Here is a 14,138-nt window from a genome sequence, read left to right as displayed (position 1 = left end):
CGGAAAACCGGGCCGGGAGTATGGCCTGTGCGGCTGAAGGTTTTTTCCGGCTTGATGTTTGGTTACTTTGTATCTAAGATAAAGTAACTGGCCTCTGCGGCCAAGAGCAGGCTGACGATAATTAAAGCACAATCCTTAATCAAAGCAAATTCAAACACAGTTTATTACCTGTCTTGAACTTCTTTTGAGCGATCAAAAAGAAGCAAAAATCGCCGGCTGTTTAATTTTCTGTGAAGGGCAGTGCATCTCAGTGCTATCCGAAAATTAAAAGGCCGGAATTGTAGGGTATTTAAGGTTTGTGTATTTTAAATTAACAAGCAAATGAGTGGTGAAGTTACCCTCTCTTCAACGTCAGTACCGTTATTTCCGGCCATATGCCCAGCCTGCCAGTGAAAGCTAAAAAGCCGAAGCCGCGGTTTACGTAGAGTTTAAGGTCATCCTGCATGGCGAAACCGGCCCATTGCAGGTAACGGTATTTTACCGGGCTCCAACGAAAGCCGGGGGCCTCAATGCCAAATTGCGCGCCATGCGTATGGCCCGACAGGGTTAAATGTACCGGGTTTTTGTGGTAACGAACAATCTGTTCCCAGTGAGTAGGGTCGTGGGAGAGGAGTATCTTAAAGTCATCATTGCTTAAACCTTTAAGGGCTTTGTCCAGGTCGCCAACCTTAATAAAGCCATGCCCCCAGTTTTGTACGCCAACCAGGTTGATCTTTTGTCCGTCCTTTTCAAGCGGGATGTTTTCGTCAAGCATCAGGCGGAAGCCCATATCCTTGTGGTGCTGTTTCAGTGTATCTAGATTGGCGGCTTTGGCTTTCTCGCTATCCCATTGTATATAGTCGGCATAATCATGATTGCCTAAAATAGAATATTGCCCGTATTTAGCCTTGATCTTACCAAAACGGCTGATATAAGGCTCAATTTCGTCGGCGGTGTTGTTCACCAGGTCGCCGGTAAAAACAAACAGGTCGCTGTTCAATTCAATTACCTTGTCAATACCCTTTTGTACGGCATCAACGTTATCAAAACTGCCGGAATGTATGTCGGACAATTGGGTGATGGTAAAACCGTCAAACGCTTCGGGCAGATCCTTAAAGTAAACGTTATGGCGATGTATGCGGTAATCATACTTACCCTTGAACATAGCATAAAAAAAGCCGCTGAAGGGCAGGGCCGCCAGCAGCACAGCAATTTCACTGATGAATTTACGCCTTTCAGGGAAATATGGCCGGCTTTGTTCAATGCCGTTTTTGCCCGCGTTGGTTGCTACGCCAGCCACAAAACGGCCCAGATCGCCAAGGGAAAGTACCAGTACAAAAACTATCTTGCTTACAAAAAAAGCCAAAAATACACTCAGCGACCACATGTGGAACTGCGACAGCCCGCGCGAGGTATCTGTAAAAGAAATGCCTAATACAAAGGTGGCTGTTACCGCTACTGATACAACCAGGAAGCCCCATGTTAACAACACGCGCCAGCGCGATTGCCAGTCGGCAGCCAGGGTGCGTAAGCCCGAAAATACATACCAGTCGAGCAGCAGGCTAATTGCCGCGAATATCAGGAAATAGATGAAAAAGCCGCCTCTGCGCATAGTTGAATATTTAGTGCAATTTAGTTAAGCAATGGTAATTAAAGCGTAAAAATAGCTTGCAATTGTGTTAAGTACAGGTGTTAACAAAAAACATGCCCCACGGTAAACCGCGGGGCATGTAAATATAGGGGGATATCAATAGTTGTCTCTTCAGTATTAACGATGCCTGTAGCGATCGTGTTTGTCGTGGCCCCAGCCATGGCCATGACCTCTGCCCGGGCCGCCGTAATATCTAACGGTACGGTACCTTACCGGGCGTTCGTAAATTACGGTACGTGGCGCGTAAACTACCGCCGGACGACGGTATACAACCGGCCTTTCAACCACAACGGTACGCGGGTGATAAACTATCGGGCGTTCATATACAACGGGTTCTTCATAAACTACCGGTGGTGCATAATACTTTACAGGCGTGCCAAAGTTGGCGCTTACGCTAACACGTACCTGGGCATTAGCGGCCGATACGACTCCGAAAGTTATAAGTGCAATTGCGATTAATTTTAAAGTTTTCATTTCTCAAAAGTTTTAGTTCAACATAAATAAAACAACCGCCGGCATATAAAAATTATCAATCACTATCGGCTACAATCACAAAATCCGGCCGGCGGTTGTTTAAATATTAAACTCACCAAACCTGCAAGGGTTTAATTGATAGGGCCAATTACAACTACAGGTTTTTAACTTTTTATTTGGCTGCTCGGCTTTTTTGAGAGATAATTATTTGATTATTAATAAGATATTTTGAGAGATGGAACTGCTTGATTTTGCCGGAAAAATTTGAAAAAATTTAATGATGATGCCCATTGTGGGTATGTTCATCCGGCAGATCGCCGGATAATTCAGGGCGGTAGCGGGCGCTCGGGGTCATCCAGTAAAGCAGTATCACCCTTGAGTAGCGCAGGTTAAATGGCGCGAGTATAAGTATTGAACCCAGCAGCAAACCAGCATACAACCATGGCGATTCAGACCCTGTAAGAATAATGGTGGCTACCGCTATGGTAACCATTTCGGCCACGTTAAGGGCGTAGCTTACATACATGGCTACGTAAAAATACCCGGGTTCACGCTCAAAAGTAAGGCCGCAGTGCGGGCATTTTTGGTACATGTTTTGGCCCGTAAGGTTATACATGCTGTTGGCAAACATATTGCCGCGGCGGCAGCGCGGGCATTTGGCCTTAACAAACGCGCTGAATTGCGGTATATATCGGATATCGTTTTTTGTTGTTGAGGTAGCCATGGTATTATTTATTAAAGTTTTTACGGAATTCATCAGGAGTGGTGCCGGCTTGTTTTTTAAAAAAGCGGGTAAAGTAGGAGTTGTCGGCAAAGCCCAGCCGACCGCCAATATCAGCAACGCTAAGTTTAGGGTTAATGAGCATACGCTTAGCCTCCAGTATCACCCGGTTACGTATCACCTCGCCGGCTGATATGCCCAGTATATCATTGCATAAAGCATTAAGGTGATTAGGGGTTATATACAACAGGGCGGCGTAATCCTTAGGCAGCTTGAGGGTGTTGTAATGCTGCTCTATCAGTTTACGAAAGTTGGCCAGCAGTGTGTGGTTGTAAGTAGGTGTAGCTACCTCCGCATTCTTTTTATGCTCGCGTGCCACTAAGGTAAAAATGCGGATCATGGCGGTACGGATCATATCAAAGCTATAGCGGTCATGACTCCTGTTTTCGTCAATCACACTTTCAAACAATGCCGTAACCGTGGTTTTTGTTTGGGCGTTTAGCTGTATCACGGCATCATCAGGGTTGCCGCTAAAAAACGGCAGGGTATCCAGGTAATCAGGCCTCAGCAAAAACGAGGTAAAAAAGCTTTGCGAAAAATTAATGATGTAACCATCTATCTCACCCTCAAAAAACCAGCTATGCACCTGGCCGGGTATCATAAAATAGATCTGGCCGGGCTTTACATCATACGTCTCAAAATCAATAACATGTGTGCCGCTGCCTTTGGTAAAGTAAACCAAGTGGTAAAAGCTGTGTTTGTGCGGAAAATGCAGTTTATCGTGCTTTTTCAGATAGTCTGCAAAGCGGTCAACCAGCAGGTCGTGTTCCTGCTGGCCGCTCAGCGTACAAATATCATATACCGGATAACCACTAATCATACTACAAAAGTAGCGGTTATATGCCAGTAACTATGGTAATAAACAGGGTAAGTGTGGTACTTTTTACAGATAAGTAAAATGTGCTATGCTTATTTCTTTTGCATTACCTGCATGTTAAAGTCAATACCCGCAACCGGAATTTTTTCCCACTCGCTTACTGCTGAATCTTTGTGATAAGTGCCGCCATTAAATAAGCCGATCGCAAATGATGCTTCAGGCCCCGGAGAGGTTTTTAACCATTCAATACTTACCAGTATATCGCCGCTTACCTCAATAGCATAAGGCGAAAGGTCAACAACGGGGCGAGATTTGCCGGGCGCAATAGCACTTGTTATTTCCTGGCTGGTCAGTTTTTCACCCGGCTGCTCGTTAGCGAACCGGTAAACATTCACTTTAAAAAGCAAGCTGTCCTGCTGGCGGTTCTCCACATCAAAAGTGAGTTTAAGCAGTTGAACTTTCTTTTTACCGGCCTTCATTTTTATACCTATTTCGCCGCCTTTTGTAATCGAGAAGGTATTGTTTGATGAGCCTGAGCGCAGCTTATTACCAATGGTTTTTATTTTTTGCGCTTGCGCGGATAGGGTAGCCAACAGCATCAGCACGGCTAAACATGTTTTTAACAGGGATGCTTTAGCGTAAAATTTAGATAACATAGTTATAAAGTTATTTGGGTTAGATATATTCAGTAGACGGCATTAAATAAGTAATGGTTGCAAATACAAGCGTTTTTTTCGGCAATAAAAAAACGGCATCATAAACAAGTAGGCTTTACGGCTGTTGTAAGTTTACTAAATAATTAAACAATGGCAAGCTTTCAGGATATCATAGCATCAGAAAAACCGGTACTGATTGATTTTTCGGCCGAGTGGTGCGGGCCATGTAAAATGATGCCGCCCATATTGCAGCAGGTTAAAAACGCTTTGGGCGATAAGGTAACCATTATTAAGATAGATGTGGACAAGAACCCCGCTGTAGCCGGAACTTATAATGTACAAAGCGTACCTACGCTGATGGTGTTTAAGAACAGCGAAAGCAAATGGCGCCAGTCCGGTGTAATACAGGCCGGGCAACTGGAGCAGGTGCTCAGCCAATTTATTTAATTAATAATCAGCATTGTAATTAAACTGATACAGGGCAGCGTTAAACCATTGCTGCCACAGGCTCTCTATGGTGTATAAAACTTACACAATATGAAAGCTAAATTCAATATTCTCCGCACCGATCTATACAATGTATTGGTTGAAGGTAATGGCAATAAGCAACAAATGGCACGGGTGTTTTTAATGTTGTTTATACCCCTTTATGTGCTTTATACCTCCTATGCCCATATCCATTAATAATATCAATTGGTTTTAATAACCCTTTTTACAATGGTTTGCTCATCCTGTTTTATCATCACCAGGCAAACACCTTGCGGCATTTTGCTGATGTCGATGGTTTGTGAAAAGTCTGTGTCAGCCTTAGTATAATCCTTATTGCTGTAAACGCGGCCGGTTATGGCATCGGCAACACTAATGTTAACCGTGGTTTTGCTGTCATTTTTAAAGCTCACATTAACATATTGTGTTGATGGGTTAGGATATAGGTTAATGGTATAATCGGCAACTTTGGCAGCAGTGTCCGGTTTTTGGCTAATGCCCCCTATACCTTGCTTAACCGACATGATCACTTTTTTTGAAACACTCAGCGTGCTATTATCCTTATAAACGGGCAGAACTATTATTGGTGTTTCGCTGATGTTTACGGCAAATTGCCCATTGTTTACCTTGCGTTTACTTACGGCAAGCGCGCCCGCCTGTGGGGTATATATGCGTGCCGAATCAATACCCGGCAGGTTGAGCGTGTATTTACCGGTAAGGCCTTTTTCATTAGGGATATAAAGGATATAAGCAGATTCTCCGCTCAGGTCATAACGGTCAACCACGGGGCTGCTGCTTAATGATTCGGCGTAGGTGTATTTGCCCAGCGCTCTGTTAAATTGATTAATATAATCGGCCGCCAGCTTGCGCGTGCGGTTAGGGGTAAGCAACCCCGACGAACTGTACTGAACCGGGCTTTCAATATTATCATCATACGCCTGGTAAAAAAACAAACGCTCAACACCGCTGCGGGCATACAGCAAGGCGGTACGCAATATCCAGTCGGCCTGGGTTTGTTCAATAGTTTTATTACCGATAGGGATGGCTCGGATAGGGCTGTTAGGATGAATATCATACCCCGCCTCGGTTACCCAAACAGGCATGCCATAGCAATATTTTTTAGCCAGCTCAACAAAGTCCTTCGCTTTTTGCAAGGTGTTGTTTACCTCGGGTGCCATACCGCGTGTTGGTACCGAGTTGGGTATCATGTCGGCATCGTGCGAGTACCAGTGGTAGTTGATCACATCCCAGCACAAATTTACGGTGCCATCTGCTTTTAAGCCGCGGTTAATGCGGCACCACTGTATCATTCCCATCACGTACTCCGGGTTGGCCGAGGCCAGGCCGCCCATAACCACCTTCATATTCGGGTCGGCATTTTTTACACCTACACCGGGGCCCATGGTATTTTTATGTCCATCGTAAAAGGCTGATAAGTTTGCCGCATACTCGTAGGCGGTTTGGTAAGCCTTGCGGCCTTTCCACCATTTATCGCGCTCGTTATCGCACTCAATGTACTTTACATAGTTAAGGCCTACGCGTACCGTGTTAATCGGGTCGTCCGTCCACCGCGGCGAGCTGTTTACCGATAAAAGTTTTTTGTTGACTGACCGATTGCTGCCATAGCGCGCGGCGTATTGAAAAGCTACTTTGGCTTGTTCCAGGTATGATTTCGGATCGGCATAATCAGCGCCGTATTTCACCGGGATGTTCTCCGTATCGCGTTCGTTTTCGGGATAGGTTTGCAGCATCCAGTTAGGCAGCGTTTTTAAATCGGCCAGCACCATAATATTGTTCTCATAACAGGCTTTGTACATGGCATCGTAATTCCAGCCACCGCTGTGGGTGGGGGCATAGGTAAAGCCGCCTTGTTGAGATTCCAGCTTTTCCCAATCCATATAGTGCCTGATCTGCGAGAAGGTACGTATGGCCGCCAGGCGTTTAGCCTCTACTACAAAAGGGTCATAAGGGCTTTCAAAATCCCACTCAAAAGCGTTTACACCCATAAAGTTTTTCAACGGGTATGTTGCCGTAACCGGGGTTTCGCCCCCGGCAGAAGGTGTTCCGGGTTGCGGATTGGTATCGGTGTAATTACCATAAAACTCTATCTCGGTAGGGAACTGGTACCAACAGTTCAATACAATGTACCTAACGTTGGTGGCTATGCTGTCTAACAAAAACTGGTCGGCACGTTCAGGGTAGGGACCAACCCACCTGTTCCAGTACCCGCCGCGGTAGGTAGCAATATTTGTACGTTTGCCTGCACTGTCAATAACCGCTACGGTAAGCGGGTAATCGCCAAGGGCACCCGTGTGGTTGAAGAATTTTATTTTGGCCAGGTCTATCCGCTGCCCGTCCGGAACGGGGTAATAAGCATCATAATTGCTGAACAGCTTACCCCAGCCTGTGGTAACTTCTGTATCGGTAACGTCATCAAATAAACCACCCAAGCCATCGCTCACATTATTTAGCTGATACCAGCGGCTAACTTCAAGCGGAATTTTTACATAGCTATCAGTCGGCTCGGCAGGCGGAGTAGTTACTGGTGGCGTAGTAACCGGCCCTTCGGCTACTAACTCCATAGCCGGCGAAGTTGCGCGTGTGGTATCTTCTTCGCCATAAACAAATACCTTTTGCGGGATGTTATTGCTGTATTTATGAACAATTATGGCATCCGCCTCAATGGGCGCGGGCAGGTCAATAGTTTGAAAGATGCCGTATGCCGGGCCGGTAAAATAGCCAAGCAAGGTGCGTGTGGTGCCGTTAAGGGCGTAAATTTCTGCGGGTTTGTCTTCAAAAACGCCTGTGTAATCATACAGTTTAAGCTGTGATATACGGCTGTGGTACTTAAACCTCAGCATTACATCGGCATATACAAAATTGTTCTCCCAGGCTTCGGGCACCAATACTTCCAGATCATCATTTAACCAGGCTGAATAGTTTTGCCCGGTATTTTTATCGGTTGAGATGGAAACGGTTTGAATGCGGTTAAGGGGAGCTTGAGAGAATGCCGGTATGCAAACAGTAATTAATACCAGCAGGATAATGGATTTTATAACATTCAACATCGATCTTTCGCACAAATTCATATATAACCAATACTTTATACAAACCGGCGGATTGCGTATCGCCGGTATAGTTAATTAATCAGGTAAGTGGTTTATACGCAGAAGTAACAGGTAAGTTACAAGCGGGATTTGTTTGTTGATTATAAAAGATATTTAGGGTTTGATAGAGATTGGAAAGCTGCTGTAGCGGTGCGATTTAAGCTAATTTATTAATTATCATCAATATGTAAACTATTAGATGTTTAAACAAATAAATTTTTAAACATTAAACCTATTATTACATTTGCACATCAAATAACGGAAAATATTATTTAAATAAATACGACAATGAAAAAAACAATTATCCTGTTAGCCGCTGTTTTAATGCAAACAGCAGTTTTCGCGCAATCATCATGGAAGCTTGACAAAGCTCACGCCAACCTTAAATTCAGCACAACGCACATGATGCTATCCGACGTTGACGGACGTTTTAAAGATTTTGACGCGACCATTACTTCATCAAAAGCTGATTTTAGTGATGCTAAACTTGATTTTACCGCACAGGTAGCTTCAGTTGATACGGATAACGAAAAACGTGACGGCCACCTTAAAAGTGCCGACTTTTTTGACGCTGCAAAATACCCTACCATCAGCTTTACCAGCACTAAATTAACACCAGCCGGTGCCGGCAAATATAAAGTTACCGGTAACTTAACCATGCATGGTGTAACTAAACCGGTAACGCTTGACCTGTGGTTCCGTGGTGCAAAAGTTAGCCCGATGACTAAAAAGGATGTTGCCGGTTTTCAGGTTAGCGGTACCATTAAACGTACCGACTTTGGCGTAGGTACCGTACCTGCGGCTGTAGTAAGCGAAGAAGTTGAATTTAAAGCCAACGGCGAATTCGGCAAAGCTTAATCAGTATTGGTTAATTCGTAATTCGATATATAAATATGAAGGGGCGCATTTATAAAATGCGTCCCTTTTGTTTTAAATAGGTTCATTGTTTTTAGGTTTATATTATTGTATAATTGTTTATTAAATAATTACAAACCTTATCATTATGGATTTCAAAGATGCCATATTACAATTTGCTGCGCGAGTAGACAAATTGTGCCCCCAGATTCAAACTGAAGAAGCCACAAAGAACGCTTTAATAATGCCGTTTATCCAGTTATTAGGATATGACGTTTTTAACCCTTTTGAGGTAAGCCCTGAATTTGTTGCCGACATTGGAATTAAAAAAGGAGAAAAAGTAGATTATGCTATTCTAAGTGAAGGTAATCCGATTTTACTTGTTGAATGTAAGCACTACACTCAAGATCTCAATCCTCATAATTCTCAATTATTTAGATACTTTCATACAACTGCGGCAAAGTTTGCTTTGTTAACAAATGGTGTTGATTATCGCTTCTATACGGATTTGGTTACTCCCAATAAAATGGATGATAAACCATTTTTTGAGTTCAAAATAACCGATATCAAGGAAAATGAAATCATGGAACTTAAAAAGTTTCATAAATCTTATTTTAATATTGATAATATTACTAATACAGCAAGTGAGTTAAAGTATCTAAATCAAATTAAACATCTTCTCCATCAAGAGTTTGGCGATCCAAGTGATGATTTTGTGAAATACTTTGCACGTAAAGTTTATCCTAATACCATCACTCAAAAAGTATTAGAACAATTTAAAGCTATAACTAAAAAGGCCTGCTCTGTTTATTCCAGCGACTTGATAAATGAAAGGTTAAAAACCGCACTACAGGTGGAAAAGGTAGAAGAGGTGACAGAACCTGTTGCTGAAGTAGGGACAATTCAGGACGGAGATAATAAAATAGAGACTACAGAAGAAGAGATTTTTGCTTCTATGATTATAAAATCTATTGTAAGTGAGTTTGTTGACCCCAAACGGGTTATTTTACGAGATGCATTAAGTTATTGTGCGATTTTATTAGACGATAACAACAGAAAGCCGATTTGCAGGCTATTCTTTACTAAGAAAAAACTCAGTATAGCATTAGTTGACGATGCTAAGAATTTTGTAAGAAAAGAAATTCAGACGTTAGATGATATTTATTCTTTTAAAGATTCTTTGCTAACTACTGTCAAAAGCTACATTTAAAAAAGTAGTTAGTGCTTACTTGTTAAGGGGCACTAACTACTTTACCCGCTTAAAAATCATGGTGCGGCCTATGAATTTTACGTGCCAGTAGCCTTTAACTTTCATCACATCATTGCCATCCAGTTTTACTGTGGCATTCCAGGTTTTGCCTGTCTGGGCTTCGTAAATGGAGCCGTTCTCGTAACTATTGTCGTTGGGTTTGTAGATTAAGCCGGTTACTACATCCATGCCTAAAAGTTTCCGGTCGCGCAGCTTTTCGTCGGGGTTGTGTTTGTCGGTCCATTCGTCCATCGGTTTGCTGTCGTCATCCTTAAACCAAACCATTTTGCCGCGGTATTCGCTGCCCTGCTTATATATTTGCACCACCATTTTTTTATCCGCCGATGTCCATTTTCCTAATATGGCATCGCCGGTAGTTTGCGCGTTTACATTGAACGTTGCAAACCATATTAAGGCAGTGGTGAGGATGGTTTTTATCATGTAAAGTACTTTAGGCGTAGCTTATATAACTAAGCGTCATTGCGAGGTACGAAGCAATCTCTTTAGGATAGTCCCGATGACCTATCGCTCGGGGATTGCTTCGTACCTCGCAATGACGTAGTTTTTATATTATTCAATTCTGAGGCGGTAGCGGGAAATCCGTCTGCGTTTATAGCAAAGCGGACAGATTTCTCCTCGTACCTCGTCGAAATGACATTAAATTTTAAAATTCTGGTCGCCTTATTTTATCAGCGCTTCTATTTTTTCTAGCAGGTCATTCATCTCAAAAGGCTTGGCCAAAAAATCGTCGGCACCGGCCTGCATGGCAGAGTCCTTGATATCCTTACTGGCTGATATCATGATCACCGGGATATGTTTTTTGGTTTCATCGGCCTTTAAATTACGGCAAATATCGCGGCCGTCCTCGCCGCTCATCCATATATCAAGCAGCAGGAGGTCGGGCAGGTTTTCTTTTAACGAAAGCACCGAAGAGCCTTCAACAGTAGAGGTAACGGCATATCCTTCAAACTCAAGCAGCATCTCAACGGCATCCACAATCCCCGGATCATCATCTGCTATCATTATTTTTTTGTGTTTCAGGTCTGTCATCTATAAAAATGTAAAAGTATCTTAAATAAGAATTAATTTTCGGGCTGCACGGGCAGGCTGAAATGAAAAGTTGACCCTTCACCCTCAACACTGTTCACCCACATTTTGCCGCCTTCGCGTTTAATAATTTCTGAGGAGATATATAAGCCGAGCCCCAGCCCCGGAAAGGTGTGCTGTATGTTACCGCTCACCCGGTAAAACTGCTCGAACACCCGGTTTTGTTTATCATTTGCAATTCCGATACCAAAATCCTTAACACTCAGGGTAACGGTATCATTTTCGCGCTGTGTGCTCACAATTATCTTACCTTCAGTAGGCGAGTATTTAATGGCATTGCTGATCAGGTTCACAATAACCTGGCTCAAACGGTCACGGTCTGTATAAATGTTTCCGGTTTGGGCAAAACTTTCTATAAGCTGATGCTTCACGGTAGTATGCTGCAAATCGTCCATTACCTCTTTAACCAGGCTGTTGAGGCTAAACCAGGTTTTGTTGAATTGCAGCCTGCCCGAGTTGATCTTGGTTACATCCAGCAGATCGCCTATCAGGTTAGTGAGACGGTTTATCTGGCTGTCCATACGGCTTACCATGGCGGCCTTGCTGTGTTCGCCCTCTTTGGTAAGCATTGCGCCAAGCACCTGCGCGTAGGCCTTTATGCTGGTAACCGGTGTTTTAAGTTCATGACTGGCTATGCCTAAAAAATCATCTTTTTGGCGCTGTAGCTGTTTATGCTGATCAATATCCGTATTGGTGCCAAACCATTTGATGATTTGCCCATCGTGATAAAAAGGCAGCGCTCTTGACAGGTGCCATTTGTATATCCCATCAGCATCGCGCAGCCTGAATTCAACCTGGAAAGGCTCCCCGTTATTTAGTGTATTACGCCATATATTAACTGTACGCTCTAAATCATCAGGATGTACAGCGCCTTGCCATAACGAGCCTTTGATATCATTAGCATCAACGCCAAAATAATCGAGCATGCGGCGGTTTACATAATCAAGTTCGCCATTTAAACCGGCTGTCCATAACTGTACGGGCATAAAATCGGTAACAAAGGCAAACTGGTTTATCTGCTCGTTAAGCTCGCCATTGGTTTGTTGCAGCTTTTGGTCAGTCAGTGTTTTTTCGGTAATATCAGTACATGAGCCTATGTACCCGGCAAATGAGCCATCGGCGTAATATTGAGGGTTACCCTTGGCTACGCACCATAATATAACACCATCCTGCCTTACCAGCCTGAAGTTTGATATATAAGGCACTCTTTTCAGGCGGGCATCGGCAAAGTCATGTTCGGCAGCGGCGCGGTCTTCCTCAACAATGGCGTTTATCCAGCCATTGCCCAGCACATGTTCATAGGTCTGGCCTGTCCAATCCAGCCAGGTTTGGTTGGCATAGGTAACTTTACCATCCTGATCGGCCATCCATAACGCCGTTGGCGATGCTGAGGTGATATTGTATAGCAAGTGCTGGCTTTCCTGCAAGGCCTGCTTATCGGCAAGTTCCTGCCGCAAATCCCGTGATATGGTTGCACGCCCCGTCGGTTCGCCGGTAATGGGGTCGTACACTAAAATGGTACGGCCTTCAACAGGTATCGGTTCGCCGGTTTTAAAATGTTTATAGGTTACATGGCCTGTCCAGATGCCCTTTTCAGCCAAGCCCCGGCTGTAATCCTCACGTATCCTTTCCATCTCGCCGGGCATCACATAGTCGGCATTGGGGCGCAGCACTTCTTCAAGGCTGTCCAGCCCTATCATTTCGCGGCCGTAGGTGTTTACATAGGTAACTAAACCATCTAGGTTTGATAGGGCCACAAATATGCTGCTGTTATCAACCAGCCCCAGCAGCTTGTTCTTTTCGCTGTTGGCCAGTATTTCGGGGCGCAGATCGCGGCTAACGGCAGCAAAGGCGGTAGGCTTACCCGTCATGGGGTCATCAATACGTAAGGCGTTAATGTGTACCGGTACATGCGCGCCGGTGGTAAAATTACGGTAACGTATATCGCCGCTCCACTTGCCTCTTTTTAATAATATAGGTAGTACTTCGTTTTGCAACCGCTGTAAATCATCAGTTATAAAAATATCTGTACCCTGTAAATTATTAAGTGTTGTTATGCCGAGCAATTCCTGCCCGGTTTTGTTGATGTAGGTGAGCTGATTATTCAGGTCGGCCACATAAATTATGTCGTCGCTGCTTTCAACCAGCGCGTATAGTTCACGTTGCTGGCGGTTATCTTCAACCTCGCGGGTAATATCCATAGCTGTGCCTGCAAAGCGGTAAACAATGCAATCGGCATTAAAGTAGGCTTTACCTTTACAGCGCAACCAGCGCAAGCGTTTATCCGTAGCGCCAATGGTGCGGAATTCGCAAAAATAATTTCCGTTGGTAACCGAATCAATGCTGACGGCCTGCTGTACAGCCTGGTTTACCCTGTCTACATCATCGGGGTGAATGTTGCTCAGTACATTACTGTAAGTAGTAATATCATCCTGCGGAAAGCCATATAATTCTTTACAACGTTCATCCCAGGTAACTACGTTGTTCAGCGTATCAAGGTCCCAGGTGCCTAACTCGCCTGCATACAGGGCAAAGCGGGTACTCTCTTCACTGTCGTAAAGTTTTTTGCGGGTTAAAACCAGTTCGGTAACATTGGTAGCGGTATTTAATATACCCCATACCAAACCATCCGCGTTTTTTAAGGGCTTGTAAGTAAAATTAAAATAAAAGGTTTGCAGGCGGCCGTCAACCACCAGGTCAACACGGTCTTCTGTAGCTTCATAAGCTATGCCGGATGTGTAAACATTATCAAGCAGATCATAAAAAGGTTGGCCTTCGAGTTCGGGTAGTGCCTGCTTCAGTGTTAAGCCAATAACATCGCTGCCTTTGCCCCAAACTTTCAGCATGGCATCGTTAGCAAGCTTCACAAGCATTTCGCGGCCGGTATATAAACCAACCGCCGTAGGCGACTCCTCGATGAGTGTCCTGAAAACGTTATCGTTAAAAATAGGTTCAGGTTCAGGGCTGCCGGTCATT

General features: G+C 44.1%; 13 protein-coding genes. 4 read left to right on the top strand and 9 right to left on the bottom strand.

Translation table 11 applies throughout. The annotated features are described in order from the left end of the window. Positions 1 to 334: 334 nt before the first annotated feature. The 5 genes from AC3WJC_RS12210 to AC3WJC_RS12190 form a co-directional block, all read right to left on the bottom strand. Complete coding sequence (locus tag AC3WJC_RS12210) at positions 335 to 1,591, bottom strand: metallophosphoesterase (protein ID WP_492399390.1); 1,257 nt, start codon at positions 1,589 to 1,591, stop codon at positions 335 to 337. Between the two features lie 156 nt (positions 1,592 to 1,747). Then, positions 1,748 to 2,104, bottom strand: a complete 357-nt coding sequence (locus AC3WJC_RS12205; RefSeq protein ID WP_492399389.1) for a hypothetical protein — start codon at positions 2,102 to 2,104, stop codon at positions 1,748 to 1,750. 274 nt (positions 2,105 to 2,378) lie between these two features. Continuing rightward, positions 2,379 to 2,828: a DUF983 domain-containing protein gene (locus AC3WJC_RS12200; RefSeq protein ID WP_492399388.1), complete on the bottom strand. Its 450-nt coding sequence runs from the start codon at positions 2,826 to 2,828 to the stop codon at positions 2,379 to 2,381. A gap of 4 nt (positions 2,829 to 2,832) precedes the next feature. After that, complete coding sequence (locus AC3WJC_RS12195; protein ID WP_492399387.1) at positions 2,833 to 3,705, bottom strand: helix-turn-helix domain-containing protein; 873 nt, start codon at positions 3,703 to 3,705, stop codon at positions 2,833 to 2,835. Between the two features lie 89 nt (positions 3,706 to 3,794). After that, on the bottom strand, positions 3,795 to 4,358 hold the full coding sequence (locus tag AC3WJC_RS12190; protein ID WP_492399386.1) for a hypothetical protein: 564 nt from the start codon (positions 4,356 to 4,358) through the stop codon (positions 3,795 to 3,797). A 150-nt stretch (positions 4,359 to 4,508) separates the two neighbouring features. Between AC3WJC_RS12190 and trxA the strand changes: the two genes are divergently transcribed. Together trxA and AC3WJC_RS12180 are read left to right on the top strand one after the other, a co-directional pair. Beyond that, positions 4,509 to 4,805: a thioredoxin gene (trxA, locus tag AC3WJC_RS12185; protein WP_492399385.1), complete on the top strand. Its 297-nt coding sequence runs from the start codon at positions 4,509 to 4,511 to the stop codon at positions 4,803 to 4,805. Positions 4,806 to 4,895: 90 nt separating this feature from the next. Next, positions 4,896 to 5,042 (top strand): hypothetical protein, encoded by a 147-nt coding sequence (locus AC3WJC_RS12180; RefSeq protein ID WP_492399384.1) that lies wholly within the window; start codon positions 4,896 to 4,898, stop codon positions 5,040 to 5,042. 5 nt (positions 5,043 to 5,047) lie between these two features. Here the strand turns inward: AC3WJC_RS12180 and AC3WJC_RS12175 are convergent, their stop codons facing one another. Further along, a complete protein-coding gene (locus AC3WJC_RS12175) occupies positions 5,048 to 7,912 on the bottom strand; it encodes a T9SS type A sorting domain-containing protein (RefSeq protein ID WP_492399383.1) in 2,865 nt (954 codons plus the stop codon). A 327-nt stretch (positions 7,913 to 8,239) separates the two neighbouring features. Here AC3WJC_RS12175 and AC3WJC_RS12170 point away from each other — a divergent pair, with 327 nt between their 5' ends. Next, on the top strand, positions 8,240 to 8,809 hold the full coding sequence (locus AC3WJC_RS12170; protein WP_492399382.1) for a YceI family protein: 570 nt from the start codon (positions 8,240 to 8,242) through the stop codon (positions 8,807 to 8,809). Between the two features lie 145 nt (positions 8,810 to 8,954). After that, the gene (locus AC3WJC_RS12165; RefSeq protein ID WP_492399381.1) at positions 8,955 to 10,016 is read left to right on the top strand and encodes a type I restriction endonuclease; all 1,062 of its coding nucleotides are present in this window, start codon (positions 8,955 to 8,957) and stop codon (positions 10,014 to 10,016) included. A 36-nt stretch (positions 10,017 to 10,052) separates the two neighbouring features. Here the strand turns inward: AC3WJC_RS12165 and AC3WJC_RS12160 are convergent, their stop codons facing one another. The 3 genes from AC3WJC_RS12160 to AC3WJC_RS12150 form a co-directional block, all read right to left on the bottom strand. Continuing rightward, positions 10,053 to 10,496: a DUF2147 domain-containing protein gene (locus tag AC3WJC_RS12160; protein ID WP_492399380.1), complete on the bottom strand. Its 444-nt coding sequence runs from the start codon at positions 10,494 to 10,496 to the stop codon at positions 10,053 to 10,055. A gap of 240 nt (positions 10,497 to 10,736) precedes the next feature. Next, complete coding sequence (locus AC3WJC_RS12155) at positions 10,737 to 11,078, bottom strand: response regulator transcription factor (protein ID WP_492399379.1); 342 nt, start codon at positions 11,076 to 11,078, stop codon at positions 10,737 to 10,739. Between the two features lie 59 nt (positions 11,079 to 11,137). Continuing rightward, positions 11,138 to 14,137, bottom strand: coding sequence for a PAS domain S-box protein (locus tag AC3WJC_RS12150; protein ID WP_492399378.1), 3,000 nt, complete (start codon positions 14,135 to 14,137; stop codon positions 11,138 to 11,140). Position 14,138: the final 1 nt, after the last annotated feature.

This window comes from Mucilaginibacter sp. FW306-07-L (assembly GCF_058782065.1).
Note: the sequence above shows the minus strand (reverse complement) of the source record. Positions and strands in the feature narration are given on the sequence as shown.